The organism is Kitasatospora sp. NPDC023118, assembly GCF_055560875.1.
In genome coordinates this window covers 26,819-50,486 of sequence record NZ_JBVHHW010000040.1, presented here as the reverse complement: position 1 = coordinate 50,486, position 23,668 = coordinate 26,819, and the positions used below count along the sequence as shown (strand labels likewise).

Annotated in this window: 25 protein-coding genes, 1 tRNA gene and 1 pseudogene; 16 read left to right on the top strand and 11 right to left on the bottom strand. The window is 72.7% G+C overall.

Annotated elements, in window-relative coordinates:
* Positions 1-53: 53 nt before the first annotated feature.
* Both ACZ3UD_RS33995 and ACZ3UD_RS33990 read right to left on the bottom strand, forming a co-directional pair.
* On the bottom strand, positions 54-854 hold the full coding sequence (locus ACZ3UD_RS33995) for an isocitrate lyase/PEP mutase family protein (protein WP_465596657.1): 801 nt from the start codon (positions 852-854) through the stop codon (positions 54-56).
* Positions 855-870: 16 nt separating this feature from the next.
* Positions 871-2,106 carry a hypothetical protein gene (locus ACZ3UD_RS33990; RefSeq protein ID WP_465596654.1) on the bottom strand — a complete coding sequence of 412 codons (1,236 nt, stop codon included), beginning with the start codon at positions 2,104-2,106 and terminating at the stop codon, positions 871-873.
* A gap of 141 nt (positions 2,107-2,247) precedes the next feature.
* Here ACZ3UD_RS33990 and ACZ3UD_RS33985 point away from each other — a divergent pair, with 141 nt between their 5' ends.
* Complete coding sequence (locus ACZ3UD_RS33985; protein WP_465596651.1) at positions 2,248-2,997, top strand: helix-turn-helix domain-containing protein; 750 nt, start codon at positions 2,248-2,250, stop codon at positions 2,995-2,997.
* Positions 2,998-3,047: 50 nt separating this feature from the next.
* On the opposite strand, the gene ACZ3UD_RS33980 is transcribed toward ACZ3UD_RS33985, so the two are convergent.
* The 4 genes from ACZ3UD_RS33980 to ACZ3UD_RS33965 form a co-directional block, all read right to left on the bottom strand.
* Entirely contained in the window at positions 3,048-3,533 is a 486-nt protein-coding gene (locus tag ACZ3UD_RS33980; RefSeq protein ID WP_465596649.1) for a DinB family protein, read from the bottom strand.
* The gene (locus ACZ3UD_RS33975) at positions 3,533-4,330 is read right to left on the bottom strand and encodes a VOC family protein (RefSeq protein WP_465596646.1); all 798 of its coding nucleotides are present in this window, start codon (positions 4,328-4,330) and stop codon (positions 3,533-3,535) included. The genes ACZ3UD_RS33980 and ACZ3UD_RS33975 overlap by 1 nt, the downstream gene beginning before the upstream one ends.
* A gap of 129 nt (positions 4,331-4,459) precedes the next feature.
* Complete coding sequence (locus ACZ3UD_RS33970; protein WP_465596644.1) at positions 4,460-6,988, bottom strand: terpene synthase family protein; 2,529 nt, start codon at positions 6,986-6,988, stop codon at positions 4,460-4,462.
* Positions 6,989-7,336: 348 nt separating this feature from the next.
* Positions 7,337-7,684, bottom strand: coding sequence for a DoxX family protein (locus tag ACZ3UD_RS33965; protein ID WP_465596641.1), 348 nt, complete (start codon positions 7,682-7,684; stop codon positions 7,337-7,339).
* Positions 7,685-7,946: 262 nt separating this feature from the next.
* Between ACZ3UD_RS33965 and ACZ3UD_RS33960 the strand changes: the two genes are divergently transcribed.
* Both ACZ3UD_RS33960 and ACZ3UD_RS33955 read left to right on the top strand, forming a co-directional pair.
* Entirely contained in the window at positions 7,947-8,588 is a 642-nt protein-coding gene (locus ACZ3UD_RS33960) for an HhH-GPD-type base excision DNA repair protein (RefSeq protein WP_465596638.1), read from the top strand.
* 68 nt (positions 8,589-8,656) lie between these two features.
* A complete protein-coding gene (locus ACZ3UD_RS33955) occupies positions 8,657-8,947 on the top strand; it encodes a DUF2087 domain-containing protein (RefSeq protein WP_465596635.1) in 291 nt (96 codons plus the stop codon).
* 75 nt (positions 8,948-9,022) lie between these two features.
* Here ACZ3UD_RS33955 and ACZ3UD_RS33950 read toward each other — a convergent pair whose 3' ends face one another.
* Positions 9,023-10,510, bottom strand: a complete 1,488-nt coding sequence (locus tag ACZ3UD_RS33950; protein WP_465596691.1) for an MFS transporter — start codon at positions 10,508-10,510, stop codon at positions 9,023-9,025.
* Positions 10,511-10,601: 91 nt separating this feature from the next.
* Between ACZ3UD_RS33950 and ACZ3UD_RS33945 the strand changes: the two are divergent.
* Positions 10,602-11,584 (top strand): annotated as a pseudogene (locus tag ACZ3UD_RS33945) (helix-turn-helix transcriptional regulator).
* 1 nt (position 11,585) lies between these two features.
* On the opposite strand, the gene ACZ3UD_RS33940 reads toward ACZ3UD_RS33945, so the two are convergent.
* On the bottom strand, positions 11,586-12,452 hold the full coding sequence (locus tag ACZ3UD_RS33940) for a hypothetical protein (protein ID WP_465596632.1): 867 nt from the start codon (positions 12,450-12,452) through the stop codon (positions 11,586-11,588).
* A 13-nt stretch (positions 12,453-12,465) separates the two neighbouring features.
* On the bottom strand, positions 12,466-12,984 hold the full coding sequence (locus ACZ3UD_RS33935; RefSeq protein ID WP_465596629.1) for a YbhB/YbcL family Raf kinase inhibitor-like protein: 519 nt from the start codon (positions 12,982-12,984) through the stop codon (positions 12,466-12,468).
* A gap of 83 nt (positions 12,985-13,067) precedes the next feature.
* Here ACZ3UD_RS33935 and ACZ3UD_RS33930 point away from each other — a divergent pair, with 83 nt between their 5' ends.
* The 4 genes from ACZ3UD_RS33930 to ACZ3UD_RS33915 all read left to right on the top strand — a co-directional run bounded on the left by ACZ3UD_RS33930 (position 13,068) and on the right by ACZ3UD_RS33915 (position 16,657).
* Complete coding sequence (locus ACZ3UD_RS33930) at positions 13,068-13,724, top strand: rhomboid family intramembrane serine protease (RefSeq protein ID WP_465596626.1); 657 nt, start codon at positions 13,068-13,070, stop codon at positions 13,722-13,724.
* A gap of 89 nt (positions 13,725-13,813) precedes the next feature.
* A complete protein-coding gene (locus ACZ3UD_RS33925) occupies positions 13,814-14,980 on the top strand; it encodes a hypothetical protein (protein ID WP_465596623.1) in 1,167 nt (388 codons plus the stop codon).
* 350 nt (positions 14,981-15,330) lie between these two features.
* A complete protein-coding gene (locus ACZ3UD_RS33920) occupies positions 15,331-15,627 on the top strand; it encodes a type II toxin-antitoxin system VapB family antitoxin (protein WP_030273186.1) in 297 nt (98 codons plus the stop codon).
* A gap of 310 nt (positions 15,628-15,937) precedes the next feature.
* Positions 15,938-16,657 (top strand): LytR C-terminal domain-containing protein, encoded by a 720-nt coding sequence (locus ACZ3UD_RS33915; protein ID WP_465596687.1) that lies wholly within the window; start codon positions 15,938-15,940, stop codon positions 16,655-16,657.
* A 125-nt stretch (positions 16,658-16,782) separates the two neighbouring features.
* Here the strand turns inward: ACZ3UD_RS33915 and upp are convergent, their stop codons facing one another.
* On the bottom strand, positions 16,783-17,418 hold the full coding sequence (gene upp / locus ACZ3UD_RS33910) for a uracil phosphoribosyltransferase (RefSeq protein ID WP_465596620.1): 636 nt from the start codon (positions 17,416-17,418) through the stop codon (positions 16,783-16,785).
* Between the two features lie 163 nt (positions 17,419-17,581).
* Between upp and ACZ3UD_RS33905 the strand changes: the two genes are divergently transcribed.
* The 8 genes from ACZ3UD_RS33905 to ACZ3UD_RS33870 all read left to right on the top strand — a co-directional run bounded on the left by ACZ3UD_RS33905 (position 17,582) and on the right by ACZ3UD_RS33870 (position 22,638).
* A complete protein-coding gene (locus ACZ3UD_RS33905) occupies positions 17,582-17,818 on the top strand; it encodes a hypothetical protein (protein ID WP_465596617.1) in 237 nt (78 codons plus the stop codon).
* A gap of 347 nt (positions 17,819-18,165) precedes the next feature.
* Positions 18,166-18,723, top strand: coding sequence for a tRNA adenosine deaminase-associated protein (locus ACZ3UD_RS33900; RefSeq protein WP_465596615.1), 558 nt, complete (start codon positions 18,166-18,168; stop codon positions 18,721-18,723).
* Between the two features lie 26 nt (positions 18,724-18,749).
* The gene (gene tadA, locus ACZ3UD_RS33895) at positions 18,750-19,277 is read left to right on the top strand and encodes a tRNA adenosine(34) deaminase TadA (RefSeq protein ID WP_465596612.1); all 528 of its coding nucleotides are present in this window, start codon (positions 18,750-18,752) and stop codon (positions 19,275-19,277) included.
* An 87-nt stretch (positions 19,278-19,364) separates the two neighbouring features.
* Positions 19,365-19,451, top strand: a tRNA-Ser gene (locus ACZ3UD_RS33890).
* Between the two features lie 450 nt (positions 19,452-19,901).
* Entirely contained in the window at positions 19,902-20,066 is a 165-nt protein-coding gene (locus ACZ3UD_RS33885) for a hypothetical protein (protein WP_387613602.1), read from the top strand.
* Positions 20,067-20,161: 95 nt separating this feature from the next.
* On the top strand, positions 20,162-20,455 hold the full coding sequence (locus tag ACZ3UD_RS33880; RefSeq protein WP_465596608.1) for a Dabb family protein: 294 nt from the start codon (positions 20,162-20,164) through the stop codon (positions 20,453-20,455).
* A gap of 277 nt (positions 20,456-20,732) precedes the next feature.
* The gene (locus ACZ3UD_RS33875; protein ID WP_380612981.1) at positions 20,733-21,572 is read left to right on the top strand and encodes a SigB/SigF/SigG family RNA polymerase sigma factor; all 840 of its coding nucleotides are present in this window, start codon (positions 20,733-20,735) and stop codon (positions 21,570-21,572) included.
* A gap of 145 nt (positions 21,573-21,717) precedes the next feature.
* Entirely contained in the window at positions 21,718-22,638 is a 921-nt protein-coding gene (locus ACZ3UD_RS33870; RefSeq protein WP_465596605.1) for an RNA polymerase sigma factor SigF, read from the top strand.
* A gap of 12 nt (positions 22,639-22,650) precedes the next feature.
* On the opposite strand, the gene ACZ3UD_RS33865 is transcribed toward ACZ3UD_RS33870, so the two are convergent.
* A complete protein-coding gene (locus ACZ3UD_RS33865) occupies positions 22,651-23,538 on the bottom strand; it encodes a tyrosine-protein phosphatase (RefSeq protein ID WP_465596602.1) in 888 nt (295 codons plus the stop codon).
* Positions 23,539-23,668: the final 130 nt, after the last annotated feature.

Here is a 23,668-nt window from a genome sequence, read left to right as displayed (position 1 = left end):
CCGCCCGGGCCGTCGATCACCGTCGATCACCGTCGCTCACTGCCTGCTGACGCTCAACTCCCGCTCAGCGCCTGCACATCGGCGTACCCCGGCACCGGCCCGACCGGCCCGCCCGAAGCGACGGCCGCCGCCGTGGCCACCGCCGCCGCCAGCGCCGCCCGGTAGAGCAGCGAACCCAGGCTGACCCGGGCCACCCCGAGTTCGGCCAGTTCGGCGAGGCCAGGGCCGGTCGGCGTCAGCAGGATGTTGAGCGGGACGGCGACCCGGCCGACCAGCCGGGCGATCACCGCCGGTTCGGTCACCCCGGGGACGAACACGCCGTCCGCGCCCGCCCGCTGGTAGACCTCCAGCCGCCGGACGGCCTCCGGCTCGGGGTCGTCCTGCCCGCACCAGTAGGTGTCGGTGCGGGCGTTCACGAACAGCTCCGGCACGGCCGCCTTCACCGCCGCAACCTTCGCCGCGTGGACGGCGGCCGGTGTCAGCGTGCCGTCCGCCCGGCCGTCCTCCAGGTTGATGCCGACCACCCCGGCCTGCGCCAACTCCACGGCCAGCTCCGCGACTTCGTCCGGGTCGTCGCTGAAGCCGGACTCCACGTCGACGCTGAGCAGGAAGTCGTCGCGGCCGAGCCGGCGGGCCAGCCGTACGGTCTCCGCGCGGGTGGCGGCGGCACCGTCCGGCAGACCGGCGGCGGCCGCCACGCCCAGGCTGGTGGTGCCGATCGCCGGGTAGCCCTCGGCGGCGAGGGCGACGGCCGAGGCGTGGTCCCAGGCGTTCGGCAGCAGCAGCGGGCGGCCGGGCCGGTGGTGCAGTGCGGCGAACGGGGTCATCGGGTGCAGTGCGGCCAAGGGGGTCATCGCTCCACCTCCGGGTTCAACTCGCCGACGGAGTCCGCGTAGTAGCCGGACGCCCGGGCGAGGTGGCAGACGATCTGACGGAAGCTCCAGCCCGCACCGGCGAGTCGTCCAGGTGATCCTCCGGCAGCGCGGCGACCCGCTGGGACCAGATCCGCCCGAGCCGGGTGAGCCGGCTGCGGGCCTCGTCCAGGTCGGCGACGGTGAACGGCGCGAGGTCGGCCGGGGTGGTGACGTTGGAGGCGTGCCAGTGGTCGGGCTCGGCCGGCTCGCCGGCCAGTCGGGCCTCCAACTCGGCCAGGTGGTCCAGGAGATGGTCGGCGACCCGGCGAACCACCTTGTGCGGGGTGTAGGTCCGCCCGTCCGCGTTCACGATCGGGCGCCCGTCCCAGGTCGTCCAGGTGGCGGCGAGACCGAGGACGTGATCCATCATCTCCGGGATCAGCACGGCGAGTTCGGCCTGATCGACGTCCCGCGAGGGCGGCACCGAGTCGTCCGCCGGGTCCGAGGAGCCGTACAGGATGCCCTCGGCGATGACCAGCGCGTGCGAGCGGCCCGGGCAGAGCCGGGGCTCGGCGCCGAAGGCCAGCGGCTCGCGGTCCGGCTGCTGGGCGGCCGCGACGTCCAGCAGGACGTGCGCCCCGGCGGGTACGGCGACCCCGCCGACCTCGGTCGCCCGGGCGGCGAAGCGGAGCATCGTCCGGACGGGCGAGTCCTCCCGCAGGGCGCCGGCCAGGCCGTCGGGGTGCCGCCGGGCGTGCTCGACCAGGGCGGCCGTGGCGTCACAGGCCTGGACGAGCAGGCCGATCCGGTTGGCCGCAGTCTCCTCGTCGGCGTCCCCCATCGCGGGCAGCAGCCGGGCGACCGCCGCGTCCGCCTCCGGGTCGTCCGGAGCCGGCTCGAAGTACGCCCGGGACACCACCGTCACGTCCCGCGCGACGGCCTCCGGCTCGGCCAGCCCGAGCGCCGCCGCCAGCACCCGGACCACCCGCAGCCGGACGTCCGTCCCGTAGCCGCCCGCCGCCGCGACCCGCAGCGCGGCCGGGTCCAGCCGTTCCAGGTCGGCCAGCACCAGCGCCCGCCGCCGGGCGTGCGGCCCGCCCGCGCTGAACCGGGCGACGGCGGCCCGCAGCCAGGCCACCGTGCCGTACGGGCCGGGCGTCGCGGGCGGCGGGACCAGCGCCGGGTCGGCCAGGGCCGCGGTCACGTCCTCGTACCGGGAGAAGTCGATCCGGATCACCGTGGGATCGCTCATGCGCCCACCTCGCTTCGCTCGGCGAGGGCATTCGCCCACGCGCACCTCTCGGTGATTCGCTCACTGCGCTCGCTCATGCGGCCATCGTGGCCCCGGCTCGTTTCGGTCCCGGCCGAACTGTGCCGGGGCGACCATGGCGGTATGCCCGACCATGGACGCATGCCGCTGGACCACCGGGGCTCCGCGCTCGCCGCCCTCGCCGCCCTGCTCGCCGACCCCACCCGCGCCGAGTTCTGCTCCGCGCTGCTCGACGGCCGCGCCTGGACGGCCGGCGAGCTGGCCCGGACCGCAGGGGTCGCGCCGTCCACCGCCAGCGAGCACCTCTCCCGGTTGATCGCGGGCGGGCTGCTGGCCGAGGAACGGCAGGGGCGGCACCGGTACGTCCGACTGGCCACCCCGGCCGTCGCCACCCTGATCGAGGACGTCACCGTCTTCGCCGAGACGGTCTTCGCCGAGGCCGCCGAGCTGCCGGACCGGGCGCCCCACACCCTCCGCGAGGCCACCCGGCAGAGCGCCGAGGCCCGCGCCCGGACCTGCTACGACCACCTGGCCGGCCGCCTCGGCGTGGCCCTCGCCGACGCGCTGCTCGACCGCGGCCTGGTCAGCGACGACGCCGGCCTCGCCGTCACCGAGCGCGGCCGCGCCTGGCTGGCCGCGCAGGCGATCGAACTTCCGCCGCGCGCGGGCCGCCCCGGCGGGCGCCCGGTGGTGCGCGGCTGCCTGGACTGGACGGAGCGCCGCAGCCACCTCGGCGGGGCGCTGGGCGCGGCGCTCTGCCGCACCGCCCTGGACCGCGCCTGGGTGGAGCGGATCGGCTCCGGCCGGGCCGTGCGGGTCACTCCGGACGGCGGCCGGGCGCTGCGCGAGCTGCTCGGGGTCGAGGTGTCCTGAGCCCCCGAAGTGCCCCGAGCCCCCGAGCCCCCGAGGCGGCCTGAACCCGCTCACCCCATCGACTTCGCCCCGTCCAGCGACTCCCGGATGATGTCCGCGTGCCCGGCGTGCTGCGCGGTCTCCGCGATCAGGTGCAGCAGCACCCGCCGGGCCGACCAGCTCGCCCCCGGCTCGAACCAGGGCGCCGGCGGCAGCGGGCGGGCGAGGTCCAGGTCGGGCAGGCTGCGGACCAGTTCGTCGGTGCCGCGCGCCACCGCCTCGTACGCGTCGAGCAGCCCGGCCAGCGTCTCGCTCTCCGTCATCCGGAACTGCGCCGCCCAGTCCCCGTCGCCGCTGCGCATCGCCTCCGCGCCGCCGGTGATGAACCGCGCCCAGCGCGCCTCGACCGCGGCCACGTGCTTGATCAGACCGCCGAGGCACAGCGCGCTGACCGTGGTCTGCCGGGCCGCCTGCTCGTCGGTCAGGCCCCGGACGGTGCGGCGCAGCAGGCCGCGGTGGTTGTCCAGGGTCTCGACGAGGTCCTCCCGCTCCCCCATCAGACGTCCACGGTCCTGGGCTGCTCGCCCACGGTCCGGCCGAGGTCGATCAGGCCGAAGGCCGCACCCTGCTGGTCGCCGACCGCCGCGAACCGGCCGAACGGGCTGTCCATCGGCCCGAAGTACACCGTGCCGCCGCGGGCCGTCAGCCGCTCGATCGCGGCGTCGGTGTCGTCCACGGCGAAGTAGACGCTCACGTACGAGGGCGCCTCGGGCGGCAGAAAGTCGCCCTCCGCCCCCATCCGGCCCAGCACCGGCCGGTCGCCGACCTGGAACATCCGGTAGTCCACCTGCTCGGAGTCCATCTTCTTGGTGCCGTACGGGAAGACCGCCGGGAAGAAGGCGTCGGCCTTGCCGGGCTCGCGGGTGACGATCTCGGCCCAGCTGTACGCGCCGGGCGCGCCCTGCTTCTCGAAGCCCTCGTGGGTCCCGCCCTGCCAGACACCGAACACGACCCCGCCCGGGTCCTTGGCGAGCACCATCGTGCCGACGTCGCCGATCGCCACCGGGCCCATGACCACCTCGCCGCCGTTGGTGCGGATCCGCTCGGCGGTGGCGGCGGCGTCCGGGGAGGCGAGGTACAGGCACCAGACGGACTGCGCCTGGTAACCGGGCATCGGCGGCACGAGCGCGGCCACCGCCCTGCCGTCCGAGTACGCCGTCGTGTAGGTGCCGAACTCCGACGAGCTCTCGCCGAAGGTCCAGCCGAGGACGTGGCCGTAGAAGGCTTTGGCGCCCTCCACGTCGGTGAACATCGCGTCGGCCCAGCAGGGTGTGCCCTCAGGTAGCGCAGCCATCTCTCAGCCCTTGTCCGTGACGATGCGGGCGCGCGTCGGAAGGCGCGCGGCCCCCGACTCGTCAGCCTAGCCACGACGAGGCGCACCCGCGCGGGCTTGCACGCGTGGGTGCGCCTCGGGTGTGCCGCCTCAGTTCGCCGGGACGACCCCGGTCAGCGGCGGGCGCAGCGAGGCCGTGCCGAGGCCGGTCGGGCCGAGCGGCACCGCGCCGGTCACGGCGGCGGCGCTCGGCTCGGCGTCCGGCGCGGCAGCGGGTACGGGTACGGGTACGGGTACGGGCACCGGCGGGACGGGGGCGGTCGGGACGGCCGTGGCCACCGGCACCTCAGGTGCCCCGGGCGTTCCAGGCACCTCAGCCACCACCCCGGGGGCCGCCGCCCGCGCCCGGACCGCCTCCGCGAGATCCCGCTCGGCGCCGAAGTGCCGTTCCAGGTCCTCCGTGCGGTAACGGCGGCAGTCCTGGTGCCACTTCAGGACGCCCGCGAGCCAGTTCTCCAGCTCCTTGACGTACCCGCCGAGCAGCTCCCGGGCGGCCGCGTCCAGTCCGAAGTCCTCGTACATCACCGGGAGTTCCCGCTGCGCGACGTGCTGGAACTGCTCCAGCCGGGAGTGCATCAGGTCGTCGACGATCCGGACCGCCGACGGATAGTCGCAGTTGAAGAAGTTCTGCACCACCAGCACGATGTTGTGCAGCTCGCCCTCGTACTCGACCTCCTTCTGGTACGAGAAGACGTCGTTGATCATGCACCCGTAGTCCATGGCGGAGTTCTCCAGCGCGCGCATCGAGCCGTGCCGGTACACCTCCTCCGGCACGGTCCGCCCGTGGCCGAGGCGGGCCAGCAGTGTGGTGAGCTCGGAGCCGAAGGTGGTGCGGCGCATCTCCAGGTAGTCGACCGGGTCCGGGATCCGGTTCTGGATCTGGTTACTGAGCTCCCAGATCCAGCTGGCCGTCATCACCTCGACCGACTCGCGCAGCCGGCCCCGGGCCTCGACGGCCATCGGGCCGGCGGTCCGCTCCCAGATGTCGGCGAGGCCGCGCTCCAGCGCGTTGACCGGCTCGGGCACGGGGCCACCGTCCAGCGGCATGAACAGCGACAGCCGGGCGTTGGCGGCCTTGGCGCCGGCCAGGTCACGGGTGCGCCCGAAGACCTTCGGGTAGTAGTCGTCCGCCCAGGTGCCCCAGGCCAACCAGGCCGAGGAGATGTCGAGTTGGTCGGCGGTGGCGTCCGGGTGAATGCCGGCCGCGCAGAGCGGGAGGTCGTAGTCGCGCATCGACTCGGCGTCCCAGATTCCGGAGCCGGGGACGTCGGGGTGCCCGGCGAGCATTCCGACCCGCTCGGCCCACTCGATCACCCGTTCCCGGGCGCCGTCCAGGTGCGGGCTCAGCGACAGGCTGAACGGCAGCCTGAACTCGGGCAGTCGGGACGGGCCGACGGGCTGGAACGGCACGTGGCCGTGCGAGCGCGCCCGCCGCTCGGCGGGGGCGACGGGGGCCGCCGCCTTCTCAACTCCCTTGCGCAGGACGTCCAGCGCCGAGGTTCCGATGCCGCCGATCGCGTACTGGTCCCACCAGTTGCCGGAACCCGGCAGGCCGGGCAGGCCAGGCAGGGCGGGCAGACCGCCGCCCGTTCCGGGTGTCACCTCGTCGGCCGAACCGGCCGCCGCACCCCCGCCGTTCATGTAGCGACTGGAGCGCATGTGCCACTCGTGCCCGCCGGCCTGCCAGTCCTGCAGGCCCTTGACGTACGCCGTCACCCGGGCGCGGCCCTCGGCGTCGAGCCCGGTCTCCGCGAACAGCACCGGCAGTTCGGTGAACACGGTGTTCTCGAACTGCTGGAGCCGCGAGGTGAGCAGGTCGTTGACCGCCTCGGCGGCCTCCTGGGTGGAGCACTCCAGGAAGCGCTCCAGCACCAGGATGCCGTTGCTCAGCTCGCCCTCGTCCTCGACCTCGCGCTGGTACGAGAAGATGTCGTTGCGCAGGTGCACCCCGTCGGAGAAGGCGTCCATCAGCACCCGCAGCGCGCGCGAGCCCGAAACCTCCTTCGGCACCTCGGCGTCGGCCGCGTACTCGACCAGCTGCGCGGACCACGGAGCGCCGCCGACCTTGCGGCGCATCTCGATGTACTCGACCGGGTTGGCCACCCGGCCGGCGTTGATGTTGGACAGCTCCCACAACGACTCGTTGAGCAGGTTGCGGGTGCTCTCGGCGAACCGGATCCGCCAGTCCTCGCCCATCGCCGGCACGGTGCGCCGCCACAGGTCGGCCAGGCCCGCCTCGACCGGGTTCTCCGGCTCGGGCGTCGGGGTGGTCGGGTCGGCCGGCATGAACAGCGGCAGCCGGTCGAGGTGCGCCTTGCCGCCCTCGCGGTCGTTGGTGCGCTTGTACATGTCGAGGAAGTGGTCGTCGAAGAAGAAGACCCAGACGTACCAGTCGGTGACCAGCGACAGCGCCTCGGCGGAGGTGTCGGGGTGGGTGTAGGAGCAGAGCAGCCCGTAGTCGTGGGCCTCCAGGTCGGCCTGATCCCAGATGCCCGATCCCTCCAGCATGCCCATCTCCCGGGCCCAGTCGGTGGAGTGGGCCCGTGCCTCGTCCAGATGGGGGTTGAGGCGCGCCGGGTGCGGCACGTAGAAGGACGGCAGTTCGAACGGCTGGGTCACGGCGGGCGAGCCTTTCTGGACGCGTCGTTTGGACCAAGAATGACCCGCCGTCATGTCGCCGCACCGGCACAACAGAAACAGTCATATGAGATGACCAGCCTGCTCGAACCTCCACTCGAACTCTCGCCCGAGCGATCGAGCAGCCCCGGATCGTCCGTACGGGGCCCGGATCGCCGCCCCCACCAGCGCATTCACCCCCGCGCGCACCTCACCACGACCACCCGCCCGGCCGAGCGCACACCCACCCCCGCGCGCACCTCACCCCGCCTCGACCGCCCCCAACTCGCCACTGGAACACCACCACAGGGGCGGACCGCCGAGCGGTCCGCCCCTGCGCTGGTGGCCACGTCAGGCCGCGAGCCCCAGGATCAGGGAGGCGGCGACGGGTGCCATGTAGATGAGGGGGAAGGGGATGTGGGCGTAGGCACGGGCGCGGACGACGGTGATGACGGCGCCGAGGAAGTAGAGGATGACGCCGACGGCGGCGGCGTAGCCGAGGGCCGGGACGGCGAGGCCGACCAGGAGGCCGAGGGCGCCGGCGGCCTTGGCGACGCCGAGCCAGGTCCACCAGGCGCGCGGGACGCCGTACTCGGCGAGGGGCCCCACGACGTACTCGGCCTTGGCGAAGACCGAGTACGCCGAGAAGCCGACCATGAGGGCGCCGAGGATGGTGACGATGGTGTGGGCGACGGACATTGGTGTGCTCCCCGTTCGGTGGCTGGTCGGTCGGACACAGCACTGACCCGGCGCGCGCCGCGGATGTGACAGGCGCGGACAAAAATTCTTCCGCGTCCTTCCGAAGGGCCCCCAACAAGCGTTCCGCCAACGAACAATGCAGGCCTGACAAGGCCGGGGTACCAAGACTTCCACCGCTACGGGCGTGTTGACGGCGCCCGCCCCGGCCGCGTCCACCAGACTGGGCGCCGACCCGACGTCAACTCCGAGGAGGGCAAACCCCATGAACGTCACCGTCCGGCTCGCCCAGCAGCCCGAGGCCGACGAACTGCTCGGACGGAGTGCGCTCGCCGCGCTCGTCGGCATGCTGCTGGACCAACAGGTTCCGATGGAATGGGCGTTCACCGGCCCGCTGACCATCGCCCAGCGCCTCGGCCGGGACGACCTCGACGCCCACGAGATCGCCACCTACAGCCCGGAGGAGTTCGTCGCCCTCCTCTCCGCGAAACCGGCCGTCCACCGCTACCCGGCCGCGATGGCCAAACGGGTGCAGCAGCTCTGTCAGTTCCTCGTCGCGCAGTACGACGGCAACGCCGCCGCGCTATGGAAGGACGCCCGCACCGGCAAGGAGCTGCTCAGCCGCCTCAACGCCCTCCCCGGCTTCGGCAAGCAGAAGTCGCAGATCTTCCTGGCCCTGCTGGGCAAGCAGTACGGGGTACGGCCGGAGGGCTGGCGCGAGGCGGCCGGCGCGTACGGCGAGGAGGGCTCGCACCGCTCGGTCGCCGACATCACCGGCCCCGATTCCCTCACCCTGGTACGGGAGTTCAAGCAGGAAGTGAAGCGCGCCGCGAAGGAGGCGAAGGCCGCCACCAAGCCCCGCACCACCTCGCGGGCGACCGCCGCGGCCGTGCCCGGCACCCGCTGAGTCGGCCGGAGGACGACGACGCCGAAAACCGATTGCCCCGCTCCGCCCCGCCGGGCGACGCTTCCGGCATGACCGCATCCACCCCCGCGCGCCACAGCGTGTCCGCGTTCTTCACCTCCGACGGGCGCCTGACCGGCGTCCCCCGCAAGGCGGCCCGCCGGGAGCAACTGCTGGCCCATCTCGCCGAGACCCTGTTCGAGCCGGGCCGCAGTTACACCGAGGCCGAGGTCAACGACGCCCTGCACACCGTGCACGACGACGCCCCCGCCCTGCGCCGCGGCCTGGTCGAGGCCGGCCACCTGGCCCGCCCCAAGGACGGCAGCAGCTACCAGCGGGTCCGGGCAGCCGAGCACCCGTAGCGGGCGTGCGGTCCGAGATACGCCGAGGGCCCCGGCCGCACACACGCGCGACCGAGGCCCTCGTCGAGCCGGGCGTCAGACCAGCACCGGCTGCTGCTCCTGCTCCTCCGCCGCGTCCCCCGCAGCGGCGGCACCCCCCGCCGCCCGCTTCCGCGGCAGCGCGAACATCAGCAGGAACACCGCTAGCAGCACCCCCGCGACCCACCACAGCGCGTTGGTGAACGCCCCGCCGAAGGCCGTCCCGACCGCGTCCGACGCGACCACGTCGTCCATCGCCCCGAAGAAGGCCACCGACACCAGCCCGAGCCCGAGCGCGTTCCCCACCTGCTGCACGGTGTTGATCAGCCCGGAGGCCGACCCGGCGTGCCGGCGCGGCACCTCGGACAGCACCGCGTCGGTGATCGGCGCGACGATCAGCCCCATCCCGAGGCCCATCACCACCAGCGGCAGGGCCATCTGCCAGGGCGCGATCGACGTCCCGTACCGGTCCGCCTCCCAGATGTAGGTGAGCACGCCCGCCGCCATCACCAGCGCACCCGCCTGGAGCACCTTCCGCCCGAACCGCGGCACCAGCTTCTGCACCGAGAGCCCGGCCGCCGTGGAGACCGCGAGCGAGAACGGGATGCCGGTCGCGCCGGCCTTGAGCGGGCTCCAGCCCAGCCCGACCTGCATGTAGAGCGTCCAGACCAGGAAGAAGATGCCGAGCGCCACCCCGAAGGCCAGCTGCACGCAGATCCCGGCCGCGAAGCTCTTCACCCGGAACAGCGACAGCTCCACCAGCGGCGATCCGTCCCGCCGGGTCTTGGCCTTCTCGTACACCACGAACAGCGCGAACACCGGCAGGCTCCCGGCCATCGACAGATAGCCCCAGAGCGGCCAGCCGGCCTCCCGGCCGTGGGTCAGCGGGTAGATCAGCATCAGCAGGCCGAGGCTGGCCAGCGCCACGCCGACCAGGTCCAGCTTCAGCGCGTGCTCGGCCTTGGACTCGTCGATGTAGCGGCGGCCGAGCAGCAGCCCGGCGATGCCGACCGGCAGGTTGATCAGGAAGATCGGCCGCCAGGCCAGGCCCAGCGGGTCCCATTCGGTGAGCAGCGCGCCGATCATCGGACCGGATACCGCGCCCAGTCCGACCACCGCGCCGAACATGCCGAACACCTTGCCGCGCTCCTCCGCCGGAAAGGTCGCGTGGATGATCGACAGCACCTGCGGCACCATCAGCGCCGCCGTGCCGCCCTGCAGCAGCCGCATCGCGACCAGCATCTCCGGACCGGAGGCCAGTCCGCACAGCGCGGAGGCCACGGTGAAACCGCCGATCCCGATCAGGAACAGCCGCTTGCGGCCGTGGATGTCGCCCAGCCGGCCGCCGGTGATCAGCCCGATCGCGAAGGCCAGCGCGTAGCCGCCGGTGACCCACTGGATGGCGCTGAAGGAGGCGCCGGTGTCCTGCTGGATGCTCGGGATGGCGATGTTGACGATGGTCACGTCCACCAGGTCCATGAAGGAGGCGACCATCACGATCGCCAGCGCGATCCACCTCCGCCTGTCGGCTCCCGCCGTGGTCATTCCGTACTCCTCGCTCTTCTGCTGCACGTCCACGAAGGTAGGGGCCATGTAGGCCAGGACCTGTCCCAGTTCATCCGGCATTCTGGACGGCATGACCGACACCCCGGCCCGGCTGCTGAACCTGCTGTCCCTGCTGCAGACCCCGCGCGAGTGGCCCGGCAGCGAACTCGCCGAGCGGCTCGGCGTCAGCCCCCGCACCATCCGGCGCGACATCGACCGGCTGCGCGACCTCGGCTACCCGGTGCAGGCCACCATGGGCGCGGTCGGCGGCTACCGACTGGTCGCGGGCACCGCGATGCCGCCGCTGCTGCTGGACGACGAGGAGGCGGTGGCCATCGCGGTCGGACTCCGGGCGGCGGCCGGACACGCGGTGGTCGGCATCGAGGAGGCCTCGGTACGGGCCCTCGGCAAGCTGCTCCAGGTGCTGCCCGCCCGGCTGCGGCACCGGGTGGGCACGCTCAACAGCGCCACCGTGCCACTGCTCACCGGGGACGGCCCGACCGTCGACCCGGAGGACCTCACCATGCTCGCCCGCGCCGTCACCGCCAAGGAGCGGCTGCGCTTCTCCTACCGGGCCCGCGACGGCGCCGAGACCCGGCGCAACGTCGAACCCGAGCGCCTCGTCTCGACCGGCCCCGCTGGTACCTGATCGGCTACGACCTGGACCGCGAGGACTGGCGGCTCTTCCGGATCGACCGCCTGAGCGAGCCCTTCGCCACCGGCGCCCGTTTCACCCCGCGCCCGCTGCCCGCCGAGGACGCCGCCGTGTTCGTGGCGAGCAGGCTGCGCGGCCAGTCGCCGACGCACACCATGGTGGCCACCGTCCACCGGCCCGCCGCCGAGGTCGACGGCTGGATGCCGTGGACCGGGGACTACGAGATCGAACCGATCGACGACCACAGCTGCCGCCTGCGCTCCCGGGCGGACTCCCTGCGGTGGCTGGCGGCGGGGCTGCTGATGCTGGACTGCCCCGTCGAGGTGCACGAGCCGCCGGAGCTGCGCGAGCACCTGCGCAGGCTCGCGGACCTGGCCGACCACGCGGCGAACCGGCCGGGTCAGGACCGGGGCCAGTGACTCAGGCCGGGACCCGGTACCAGCCGTTGCCGCAGCGGAAGCGGAGCACGCCGTCCCGGCCGTAGGCGTGGTGCCGGTCCAACTCCCCCGGCAGGTCCAGCCGCTCCCGGCGGACCTCCCGCCAGCCCTTCCGGCTCTCCCGTACGCACCGGACCAACTCGCCGTCGGGCTGCAGGAAGACGGCCCGGTCGTCGGCGATCGCGAAGCCCACCGGCTGCCGGACCGGCAGCCGCATGCTGAGGGGCGGCCCACCGCCCGGGTCGGCGGCGGTGAGGAAGGCGCGCTCCCCGTACCAGGCCAACCAGACCCGCCGCCCCTCGGTGGCGGCGGCGAGGCCCTCCATCGGATCGTCGGGCAGGTCCTTGAAGTCCGGAACCCAGACGGTCCGCCCGGCGCCGTCCAGGCCCAGCAGGCCGCGCCGGGCGAGCGGGTTGTCTCCGTAGCGACCCTCATCGCCGAAGGCCAGCCAGATCCGGCCTTCACGGTCCGTCACCAGTGCCTGGACGTCGTCGCCGAGCTGCAGCCGCCGGGTCGGCCGGCCGTCCGGTGCGAACACCAGGCCGTTGAGCTCCCAGCCGTCCGCCAGCTCCTCCGCCCGACCGTCCACCACCAGCGGCCGACCGCCCGGCAGCAGACCGAGGTACGTCGGGTGGTGGAGCGGGACCCGCGGCAGATCGAGCCGCCGCTCACCAGCCCGTGCGACGGTCACCAGACAGGCGTCGTACGGCGGTTCCGGTTCCGGTCCGGCCGTCAGCAGGACCAGCAACTCCCCACCCGGCCCAGCCGTCCAGGTCGCGGCCCGGCGGCCCGCCCGCCAGTCCTCCTCGGGCAGCCGCCAGACCTCGACCGGACGATCGGACGTCGACACCGCTCCTCGCTCCTCAGACCCCGTACTCGCCGGTCAGCAGCGCCCGTCCCAGGGTGTGGAAGGTCAGGTTGAAGCCGACCTGGGCCGCCGGGGTGTCGGCGGTGACGTCCAGCTTCTCCACGTCCAGCGCGTGCACCGCGAACACGTACCGGTGCGGGGCGCCGGGCGGCGGGGCGGCGCCGTCGTACTTGTTGCCCGGGAAGTCGGTGCGGCCGTGGAAGGAGGCCGCGCCCGGCAGGCTCTCGTCCGACGAACCCGCGCCGCGCGGCAGTTCGACGGTGTCGGCGGGCAGGTTGAGGGCGAGCCAGTGCCACCAGCCGGAGCCGGTCGGCGCGTCCGGGTCGTAGCAGGTGACGGCGATGCTCTTGGTGCCCTCCGGCAGGCCCGACCAGGCCAGCTGCGGCGAGAGGTTGCCGCCGGAGTAGATGAACTCCCGGCCCAGCGTGCCGCCTTCGACGAAGTCCTGGCTGCTCAGCGGGAAGGACGGCACCTGCGGCAGGAACTCGTACGGCAACGGCGGACGAACACTCATGGGGTGCACCTCTCACGGTCGGAATGACACGGGTCACTGTAATGGGGTGCACGTCCGATCCGGCCACCCCTACAGTCGACGTCATGGCCTCGAAACTCGCCCAGCTGTTCTCGGATTCCCGCCGCGCGCTGCTCACCATGCTCGGGATCCAGGCCGTCATCTGGTCCGTCCAGGTGGTGAACTGGCTGGACGACTACGACCTGTCCAAGGAGTTCGGCCTGCGCTCGGAGCAGGTAGGCGACCTGCCCGAGATGTTCACGATGCCGTTCCTGCACTTCAGCTGGGACCACATCATCTCCAACTCCTGGCCGCTGTTCGTGCTCGGCTTCCTGGCCGCCTACCGCGGCATGCGGACGTTCCTGCTGGCCAGCCTGGTGATCGCGGTCTCCGGCGGGCTGACGGTCTGGCTGCTGGAGAGCCCGAACACCGTGACGGCCGGAGCGAGCGGCATGGTCTACGGCTACCTCGGCTACGTGGTGCTGCGCGGCGTCCTGGACCGCAACGTGCTGGACGCCGTCGTCGGCATCGCCGTCGCCGCGGTCTACTGGACCATCCTGATCGGGGTGCTGCCGATCGCCCACGGCGTCAGCTGGCTGGGCCACCTCGGCGGGCTGATCGGCGGACTGGCCGCCGCCGTCCTGCTCCGCAACCAGACGCAGCCGAAGCCCGCGCCCGCCGCCCCGGCCCCGGACAGCCCCAACGCCGCCCTGCTCAAGCAGCTCGACGACCTCGGGCTCTGAGCCAAGCCAGGTCTAGACCAACCCCACCCCTGCGGCTAGCGTGAACAGCCCGCCCGCGCACCTGTCTTCCCCTGCTCCGGAGCCGCACCGTGGAGTCGTCCGTCCTCGCCTTCGCCACCGACCTGCTCGACGAGGGCGCCGACACCTTCTTCGGCAACCTCACCGACCGCGCCGGAGTCGGCGGCGTCACCCTGGCCTCGGTCTACCACGGGGCCCGCGACGTCTTCCCGCACAATCCCCGCCGGGTGATCCGCTACCTGGAGCCGGGCGCGGCCTACTTCCGCCCCGACCCGGCGCGCTGGCAGGGCCGGCGCCTGGCGCCCGTCCCGTCCACCGCCATCGGCGACCGCGACCCCTTCGCCGAGGCCGCCGCCGAGGCCGGCCGGCGCGGCCTGAAACTGCACGCCTGGACGGTGTTCTGCCACAACGACCGGCTCTGCTTCGCCCACCCCGACTGTGCCCCGGCCAACGCCTTCGGCGACCGCCAGCTCACCGAACTCTGCCCGGCGAACCCGGAGGTCCGCGAGTACGCGCTGACCCTGGTCGACGAACTCGCCCGCTACGGCGTGGACGCGATCCGCGCCGAGTCCCTGCACTTCCACGGCCTGCGCCACGGCTACCACCACGAGCGCTACTTCGAGGAGCTGGGCCCGACCGCCGAGGCCCTGCTCGGCGTCTGCTTCTGCCCGCACTGCCGCGCCGCCGCCACCCGTGCCGGCGTCCCCGCCGAGCAGGTCGCCGAGGCGGTACGGACCGAACTGCGCCACCGGCTGGCCGACCAGGAGGCCGCCGCCGAGCCCGCCGATCTGAGCGCCCTCGCCGACGGCGCCTTCGCCGCCTACGTGGACGCCTCCGCCGCCACCGTCACCGCGCTCGCGGCCGACCTCACCGAGCAGGCCCGCCGGCACGGCATGCGGCTGAGCTTCATGGACGGCGGCGGCCCCGGCAAGGGCTGGCTGTCCGGCATCGACCTGCCCGCCCTCGCCGGGGCCACCGACCAGATCGAGACCCTCGGCTACGCCAGGACTCCGGAGGCCGTCCGGGAGAAGCTCGCCGCCTTCGCCCTGCACGGCGTCCGCGCGCAGCGGATGGCGGTGATCCTGCGCCCGATGACCTCGGACTGCGACGGCCCGGAGAACCTCGCCGCCAAGATCGCCACCCTGCGTGGACTCGGCGTCCCCGAGGTCGAGTTCTACAACTACGGCCTGATGCGGCTGTCCTCGCTCGACCGGATCGGCGCCGCGCTCTCCAGCTGAGGGCGCACCGCCGCCGCTTGGACGTCCCGAACCGGCTGCGCAGGATCTCCTGCGCGGGATCTCCTGCCCGAGCTGCTTCCCGGCCGAGCGCGCGACGGCCGGGTGAGGGCGGCGGACAGGTGAGGGCGGCCGGCGGGTGAGGGCGGAGGACATCGGGCACACTCCTGGGCGGATCGGGACACGGGATCGGGACACTTCGCGTTCAGGACCGGAATCCGATCGGAACCGGGGCCGATGTTCGCGACATTTCCCGTCAAACAGCCGCATTCGTCCATCTGCGGTTCACACCCGCGCGCGTGGCGGCGTCGCGGCTGCTGCGCCATCCGCCGCCCAAACGGTAGGCTTTCCGTGTGATCTTCAAGCGCATCGGCAATGGGCGGCCGTACCCGGATCACGGCCGGACGAGCACCCGCCAGTGGGCTGACGTCGCCCCACGTCCGGTGCGGCTCGACCAGCTGGTGACCACCAAGGGCCAACTCGACCTGGAAACCCTGCTGGCCGAGGACTCGACCTTCTACGGGGACCTCTTCGCCCACGTGGTGAAGTGGCACGGCGACCTCTACCTGGAGGACGGGCTGCACCGGGCCGTACGGGCCGCGCTGCAGCAGCGCCAGGTGCTCCACGCCCGCGTCCTCGAGATGGACTGACGACGCCCCACCTCAGAGCGCCGGCCCCCAGGACACCGGCCCCAGGCCAGCGGCCCCGGGGCATCCACGCAGGCTTCACGGACCGCCCCCTCGCCATCCGGCGGAGGGCGGTCCACGCGTACCCGGGTACCTCCTTTCGGGTACCGGCGTACTCCACATGATGATCGTTTAGTACCTTCTCAGCTGTACGGCACTACTCTGCTGACTACGGCTGCGACCAGGGGATCCGCCCGCACGTGGGTGGCGCCTCTACCCGGCCCACCCGTCATCCCGACCCCGCCCTGGCACGAGGGGGAGACAAACCGTGAGCATGTTGACTCCCCAAGGCCTCAAGGGGAAGCAGTACCGCATCACCGGCAACGCCTACCCACGGCTGGGCCGGCCCCCGAAGAAGAGCCGCAAGGTGATCGCCGCGCTCGCCGGCCTGCTGGCGCTGGCCCTGATCGCGCTCGGCGGCGTGCAGCTCTACGACATCTTCACCGGCAAGGACAAGAACGCCTCCGCACAGGCCTGCGCGACGTCGTCCGGCAAGCCGCTGGCCGCCCCGGCGCCGGGCGCCACGCCGGGCGCCCCCGCGGCCTCCGGCGCCACCGGCCCCGCCACCGGCCCCGCCACAGCCGGCGCCCCCGGGGCCCCCGGCGGCGACCCGCACGTCATCCCACAGGCCTCGGCCGTCACGGTGAACGTCTACAACGCCACCACCAAGGCCGGCCTGGCCGGGCGGACCGCCGACGAGCTCAAGAAGCGCGGCTTCACCATCGGCAAGGTCGGCAACGCGCCGGCCGAACTGGACAAGAAGGTGCCCGGGACCGCCCAGGTGATCGCCGGCCCGGCCGGCGCCGGGGGCGGCACCCTGGTCGGCGCGCAGATCGCCGGGGCCACCGTCACCGCCGACGCCCGCACCGACGCCAGCGTGGACTTCGTGATCGGCGACAGCTACAACGCCCTGCTGGACGAGACCCAGGCGGCGGCCGCCCTCGCCCTGGCCACCAAGCCCTCCCCCACCCCGAGCGCCACCGGCAGCTGCTGAGGCCCGACGGACACGCAGGAGCCCCCGGCAGACGCAGTGCCGGGGGCTCTCGGTCGTTCGGAGTCGTGCCTGAAGGGGGCCGTACGCAGCAGGCCGGTCGTAGCAGGTCGGTCGTAAGCGGGGACTCAGCCCGCGGTGCCGTACAGCCGGTCGCCCGCGTCGCCCAGGCCGGGGACGATGTAGCCGTTCTCGTTCAGCCGCTCGTCCAGGGCCGCGGTGACCACGGTGACCGGCAGATCGGCCAGCTCGCGGCGCATCACCTCGACGCCCTCCGGCGCGGCCAGCAGCACCACGGCGGTGACGTCGGTGGCGCCGCGCTCGATCAGCATCTTGATCGCGACGACCAGGGTGCCGCCGGTGGCCAGCATCGGGTCGAGCACGTAGACCTGGCGGCCGGAGAGGTCGTCCGGCATCCGGGTGGCGTACGTGGAGGCCTCCAGGGTCTCCTCGTTGCGCACCATGCCGAGGAAGCCCACCTCGGCGGTCGGCAGCAGGCGGGTCATCCCGTCCAGCATGCCGAGGCCGGCCCGCAGGATCGGCACGACCAGCGGACGGGGGTAGCTGAGGCGGGTGCCGAGCGTGACCGCCACGGGCGTGGTGATCTCCACCTCGTCGGTGCGGACGTCCCGGGTGGCCTCGTAGGCGAGGAGGGTCACCAGCTCGTCGGTCAGGCGACGGAAGGTCGGCGAGTCGGTGCGCTCGTCGCGCAGGGTGGAGAGCTTGTGGGCGACCAGGGGGTGGTCGACGACGTGGAGACGCATGTATCGAGGTTAGCCCGGTCCCGGACGCCTGTACGACACGCCGTGCCACAGCCGCCCACCAGCCGGGGTGACACTGCCGTGACACGCCGTGACACATCGCGAATGTCCGGACGGAACCGTCTCCTGTGGTATCAACCCGCCCGTTCTGGGAATGTCACGTCTTATGACGAGCAACCCGAATGCCGGGGACGGCTCGGCGGACGAGCCCGTCGGCGGGGCGGCCCTCGGCGCCGGCCCGCCGCACGACCCTCCGGAGACCGAGGCGGAGCGCCGCAGGCGACGGGCCGTCTTTCTGCGCGAGCTCGCCGAGGCCCGCGAGCTGAGGGAGCGGGTCCAGCCCAGGCGGACCAAGGAACGGCGGATGCGCGAAGCGATGCGGATGCGAACATTCCGGATCTGACGCGGCTCTGACGCGGTTCCGTCGGGGAGCCGACGCCGATCCGACGGGGATCGGAACCGGGTCCGACCGGGGTCCGACCCGGGTCCGCGATGGCCGCCGACTCGACCGACCCGACCCCGACGGACGTTCGGACCAAATTTCGACCGCGTTCGGACACTCCCGGCCCGGCTCCGCTGTCCGCCACCTGGTCCTTCCGACACGACCTGCAAAGACGCGCTGCCGAACACCCCCCGCAAGGGCGGGCTTTCTGTCACGATTCCGATGGGACGGTCCGAACAAGCGGACCGCCTCTGGCGCGGGGGCGGCCAGATTTCCGCGTTGCCCGAACGCGCCGACAGCCGAGACCGATGATCTTGGGAGTGTCCCTGGTGGCGTACTTCGCTGCAGTGCTTGCTCGCACCGAGGACGGGTGGGATGTGAGCGAGACGGAACTCGACGACGTCGAAACCCTGGCCGATCTGGCCGACCTGGCCCGCGACTGCGCACAGGACGACGACAGCGTCCTGATCTTCATCGAACAGGAGGACTCCTGGTTCGCCATCGTCCGGGTGGACGGTGAGGAGGACCCGCGGATCTTCGTGTCGGACGGCGCCGCCGCCGCCCGCAGCTCCTACGGCTCCGTCCTCACCGACGAGCTGGTCGACCAGGCCGGCGAGAGCGAGTTCGGCGACCTGGACCACCTGCTGGACGAGGCCGAGGACGCCGAGGACCAGGACGACGAGGACGCGGACGCCCGCGGCGGCGTCCCGGTCGGCCCGCTCGGCGACGCCCACCTGCTCACCGAGTTCGGCCTCGCCGCCGACGAGCTGCTCGCCCTCAGCGGCGAGGGCGCGGTACCCGGCGACGCCCTGGAGGAGATCGCCGAGGCCCTGGGCTGCGGCGAGGTCCTGGAGGCGGTCCGGTAGCGGGCGGATGCCCGACACTGGATGCCATGCAGCCCGCATCCACCCCACTGACCGTCCCGTACGTCCCCCCGCTGCCCGCCCCCGTCCGCCCCGACCCGGTCCGCGACCGCTGGGCGGCGCCGATGCGCCTCGCCATCGCCGAGGCCGCCCTGGCGCCGGCCACTGGTGACGTCCCGGTCGGGGCGCTCGTCCTGGGCCCGGACGGCGAGGTGCTCGGGCGCGGCCACAACGAGCGCGAGGCGGTCGGCGACCCGACCGCGCACGCCGAGGTGGTCGCGATCCGGCAGGCGGCGGAGAAGATCGGGGAGTGGCGGCTGAGCGGCTGCACCCTGGTCGTCACGCTGGAGCCCTGCACGATGTGCGCCGGCGCCATCGTGCTGTCCCGGATCGACCGGGTGGTCTACGGCGCCCTCGACGAGAAGGCCGGCGCGGCCGGCTCGCTCTTCGACGTGATGCGCGACCGCCGGCTCAACCACCGCCCCGAGGTGATCTGGGGCGTCCTCGCCGGGGAGTGCGGCGAGCAGCTGCGCGCCTTCTTCGACACCCACCGCTGAGCTTCGACACCCCCGCCGAGCCCTCGGCCACGGTCCCGCCGATAACGGATTTCGTGACCGCGCCACCCGTCCGGTAGAGTTCCCCTCGGTAGCGTGTCCGAGCGGCCAAAGGAGCACGCCTCGAAAGCGTGTGTGGGGGCAACTCCACCGTGGGTTCGAATCCCACCGCTACCGCTGGAAAGCCCGAGGGCCCGTCCGATCCGGACGGGCCCTCGGCGTTTCCGCGCACCCTCGGACGCGGAAACGGCTCCGCACTCCGGGCCGATGACCACCATTGCCCGGCCCGTACGGAGCCTGGAGGGGGAGCGGCTCGGGGGGACTGACCGCTCCCCCGGCGGAGTCCCACAACCGGTGCCGCGTCGGGGGGACGTCGCGGCGCCCGGTCCCACAGCGGGGAGCTCCGGATCCACGCACCGGGGGATTCCTGCCAGCTCCCCGGTACGCCATCCATCCTGCCGCCCCGGTCCCGTCCGGGCACCCGGAGAAAGGCCCCGGTCGCGGGGACCTTCGTCCTGTCGGACGAACGCGTCGCACACTTGATAGCCCGTCCGGTGGATAAGCTGCCCTGCAGGGCCGCTCGGGGACCCGAATGGCGGCGGCCCCACCGCAGGGAGGAAGGTCACGATGGCGCAGGCGAAGAAGATCGGCATGATCCTCCTGCTCATCTTCGTGCTCTACTCGATCATCACCTCACCCGCCCGCTCCGCCGAACTCGTCCAGCTCGGCTTCGAAGGCATCTCGAACGCGGCCAAGGCCGTCGGCACCTTCATGACCGGCCTGATCAAGTAGCGGTCGGCCCGACAGCCGGACGGCCCGCGACCGGCCCGGGTACACCGGCTACGGTGGGCGGGACCCTCTACCCCCGTCCGCGAGGAGCGGCAATCGTGATCCGGCACCTGGTCCTGTTCAAGCTCAACGAAGGCGTCACCAAGGACGAAGAGCGCGTGCTCGCCGGCGCCAAGGCGTTCGCCGAGCTCGGCTCGCTGATCCCCGAGCTCCGCGAGTGGGAGTGCGGCTGGAACACCACCGAGCGGGACATCGCGTACGACTACGCGATCAACAGCCTGGTCGAGGACCGCGAGTCCCTGCAGGCCTACCTGACCCACCCGGCCCACCAGGCCGCGGCGGGCCGGTGGCGCGAGTTCGCCACCTGGGTGATCGCCGACATCGAGGTCTGATCCCCACCCGGCCGTCCCCCGGACGGCCCGCGCCGCCCCGCCCGGCCTCCGGGCGGGGCGTCCTGCTCCGTCCAGGAACAACCCTTGCGGCGCTTCGGCGACGGGACCGGTGGAGGCCGGGCGCCCCACCAACACACCTCCATCGGGTGCTTGCCCGACCTGTGCCCACCTTGTGATGCTATGACCGGTTTTGCCGGACATGGCGAGGTGGTGAAGCAGCCGCGACACCCGATCCGCAGGGCCCGCCGTTGTCGACTTTGGGAGGGGTGACGTGTCCGTGGACGAGGTGCTGGCTGCGATCATCAGCCCGGCCGGCGAGCTCCGCCCGGACGGGCTGCGCGGCGCCGGCGGCCGGCCGGCCGTGGACGTACGGACGCTGACCCGGGTGCTGTTCGAGCGGCTCGCCGAGCTGCCGCCGGACGCCCCCGAGCGGGAGCGGGTCCGGGCCGCCCTGATCGAGGTGAACATCCCGCTGGTCCGCTACGCGGCCACCCGCTTCCGCAGCCGCAGCGAGCCGATGGAGGACGTCGTCCAGGTCGGCACCATCGGCCTGATCAACGCGATCGACCGCTTCGACCCGGAGCGCGGCGTCCAGTTCCCCACCTACGCGCTGCCGACCATCCTCGGCGAGATCAAGCGCTACTTCCGGGACAACGTCCGCACCATGCACGTCCCGCGCAGGCTCCAGGAGCTGTGGGTCCAGGTCAGCAGCGCCATGGAGGAACTGACGGTGCTGAACGGGCGGGCCCCCAAGGTGCCCGAGATCGCCGCCAGCCTGCGGATCCCCGAGGAGGACGTCCGGGCCTGCCTGGACGCCGGACGGGCCTACAACGCGGCGTCCCTGGAGGCCGCGCAGGAGCACGAGGGCGGGCTCGCCCTGCTGGACCGGCTCGGCTACGAGGACTCCGCGCTCGCCGAGGTCGAGCACCGCGACATGGTCCGCCACCTGCTGGTCCAGCTCCCCGAGCGGGAGCGGCGGATCGTGATGCTGCGGTTCTTCGCCAACCTCACCCAGTCACAGATCAGCACCGAGCTGGGGATGTCCCAGATGCACGTCTCCCGGCTGCTCTCGCGGATCCTGACCAGGCTTCGCACCGGCAACTCCTGGGAAGAGTGAGATCGCAGCGCGTTACCCCGGCGTGACATCTTGCGACGTTCGGGTTTGCCGTGGATCGTGTTCCGGTATGCAGGGGGTTGGGCCCTCGCCGGGAACCTCCGCGCGACGGCCCCCGTTCAACTGTCAGTCACAAGGGGGTGGGTGCATGTCCGGAGAGCTGGGCACTGCGGAGATCCACGCTGGTCAGGCCAAGGGCACCGTGGTCACCGAGGACCGGATCCCGCACCAGCGGGCCACGTCTCTCGAAAGGCCCGTCGCCGAGACGCCCGGCCCCGGAGCTCCGCCCGAGACGCCGCCCGGCTCCGGGCTGGACACCCGGACGCTCTCCCGCTCGCTGTTCCTGCGGCTGGCCGCCCTGGAACCGGGCAGCGCGGAGCACACCTACGTCCGCGACACCCTGATCGAGCTCAATCTGCCGCTGGTCCGGTACGCCTCGGCGCGCTTCCGCAGCCGCAACGAGCCGATGGAGGACATCGTCCAGGTCGGCACCATCGGCCTGATCAAGGCGATCGACCGCTTCGACCCGGAGCGCGGGGTGGAGTTCCCCACCTTCGCGATGCCGACCGTGGTCGGCGAGATCAAGCGCTTCTTCCGGGACACCAGCTGGTCGGTCCGGGTGCCGCGGCGCCTCCAGGAGCTGCGGCTGGCGCTCACCAAGGCCGGGGACGAGCTCTCCCAGCGGCTGGACCGCTCCCCCACCGTCGCCGAGCTGGCCACCTGCCTGGGCGTCAGCGAGGAGGACGTGGTCGAGGGCCTCGCGGTGGGCAACGCGTATACCGCGAGCTCGCTGGACTCCAGCCCCGGCGAGGAGGACAGCGAGGGGCCGCTGGCCGAGCGGCTCGGCTACGAGGACCTCGCGCTGGAGGGCGTGGAGTACCGGGAGTCACTCAAGCCCCTGCTGGCCAAGCTGCCGCCGCGCGAGCGCCGGATCATCATGCTGCGCTTCTTCGGCAACCTCACCCAGTCGCAGATCGGCGAGGAGATCGGGATCTCCCAGATGCACGTCTCCCGGCTGCTCACCAGGACGCTCACCCAGCTCCGCGCGGGGCTGATCAGCGAGAGCTGACCCCTCGCCGACTCAACCGCCGCCGCCGTCCAGCAGGTTGGTCCGCAGCCCGGTCAGCACGCCCTCGTCCAGCCCGAGCCCCTCCCGCCAGAACACGTCGAAGCCGCTCCAGCCGGCCTCGACCTCCGCGAAGGCCGCGTCCAGGTAGGCGCGGTCGGCCCGGAAGACCGGCAGGAGGAGCTCGGGCTCGCGCATCAGGCCGCGGCTGCCGAAGTCGTCCAGCACCCTCGTCACCACCGGGGCGGAACGCTCGTTGGTGAGCAGGTAGTCGGCGAGCACGGTCTCGCGGTCCACGCCCAGGGCGGTCAGCACCAGCGCGGCGGCCCAACCGGTGCGGTCCTTGCCGGCCGAGCAGTGGAACAGCAGCGGCACCCCGTCCGACGCGGCCAGCAGCCGCAGCAGGTCGGCGAAGCGCTCCCGGGCCTGCGCGTCGGTGACGAACCAGCGGTAGAGGCCGGTCATCATCGCGGCCGCCCGACCGCCGCCGAGCAGGGCGCGCTGCTTGCGCGCGCTGCGGTCGGACAGGGCGCTGCGCAGCGTCAGGTGGATGTCGAAGTCCGTTGCCAGCAGCGGAAGATGGTGCAGGGTCACGCTGTCCGGAAGACGGTCCGGGCCGGTTTCGCGAATCTCCTCGGCGCTGCGCAGGTCCACCACCCGGCGCAGGCCGAGCGCGCCCAGCGGTCCGAGGTCCTCGGCGGTGACATGGTTCAGGCCATCACTGCGCAGGGCCACTCCATCGCGGATCGCCCGCCCGTCGGCCGTCCGATAGCCGCCCAGATCCCGGGCGTTGACCGCGCCGCGCAGGCCGAGACTGCGCCCGACCAGCTCCGCTGCGTCCGGCTCCGGGAGCGCATTCCGTGCGTCTCCGATTCGCTCGGACTCGATCTGTCGATCGGTCACCCGCGCGCCTCCATTGCATATTCAGACTGTCACATGGCACAGCGGTGCCCGATATTGCATGAACCTGCCCGTCGGACCGGCGAGATGTGCAAGAGTGTCATGCGCAACGACGACAGTGTAGGCGTCCTGC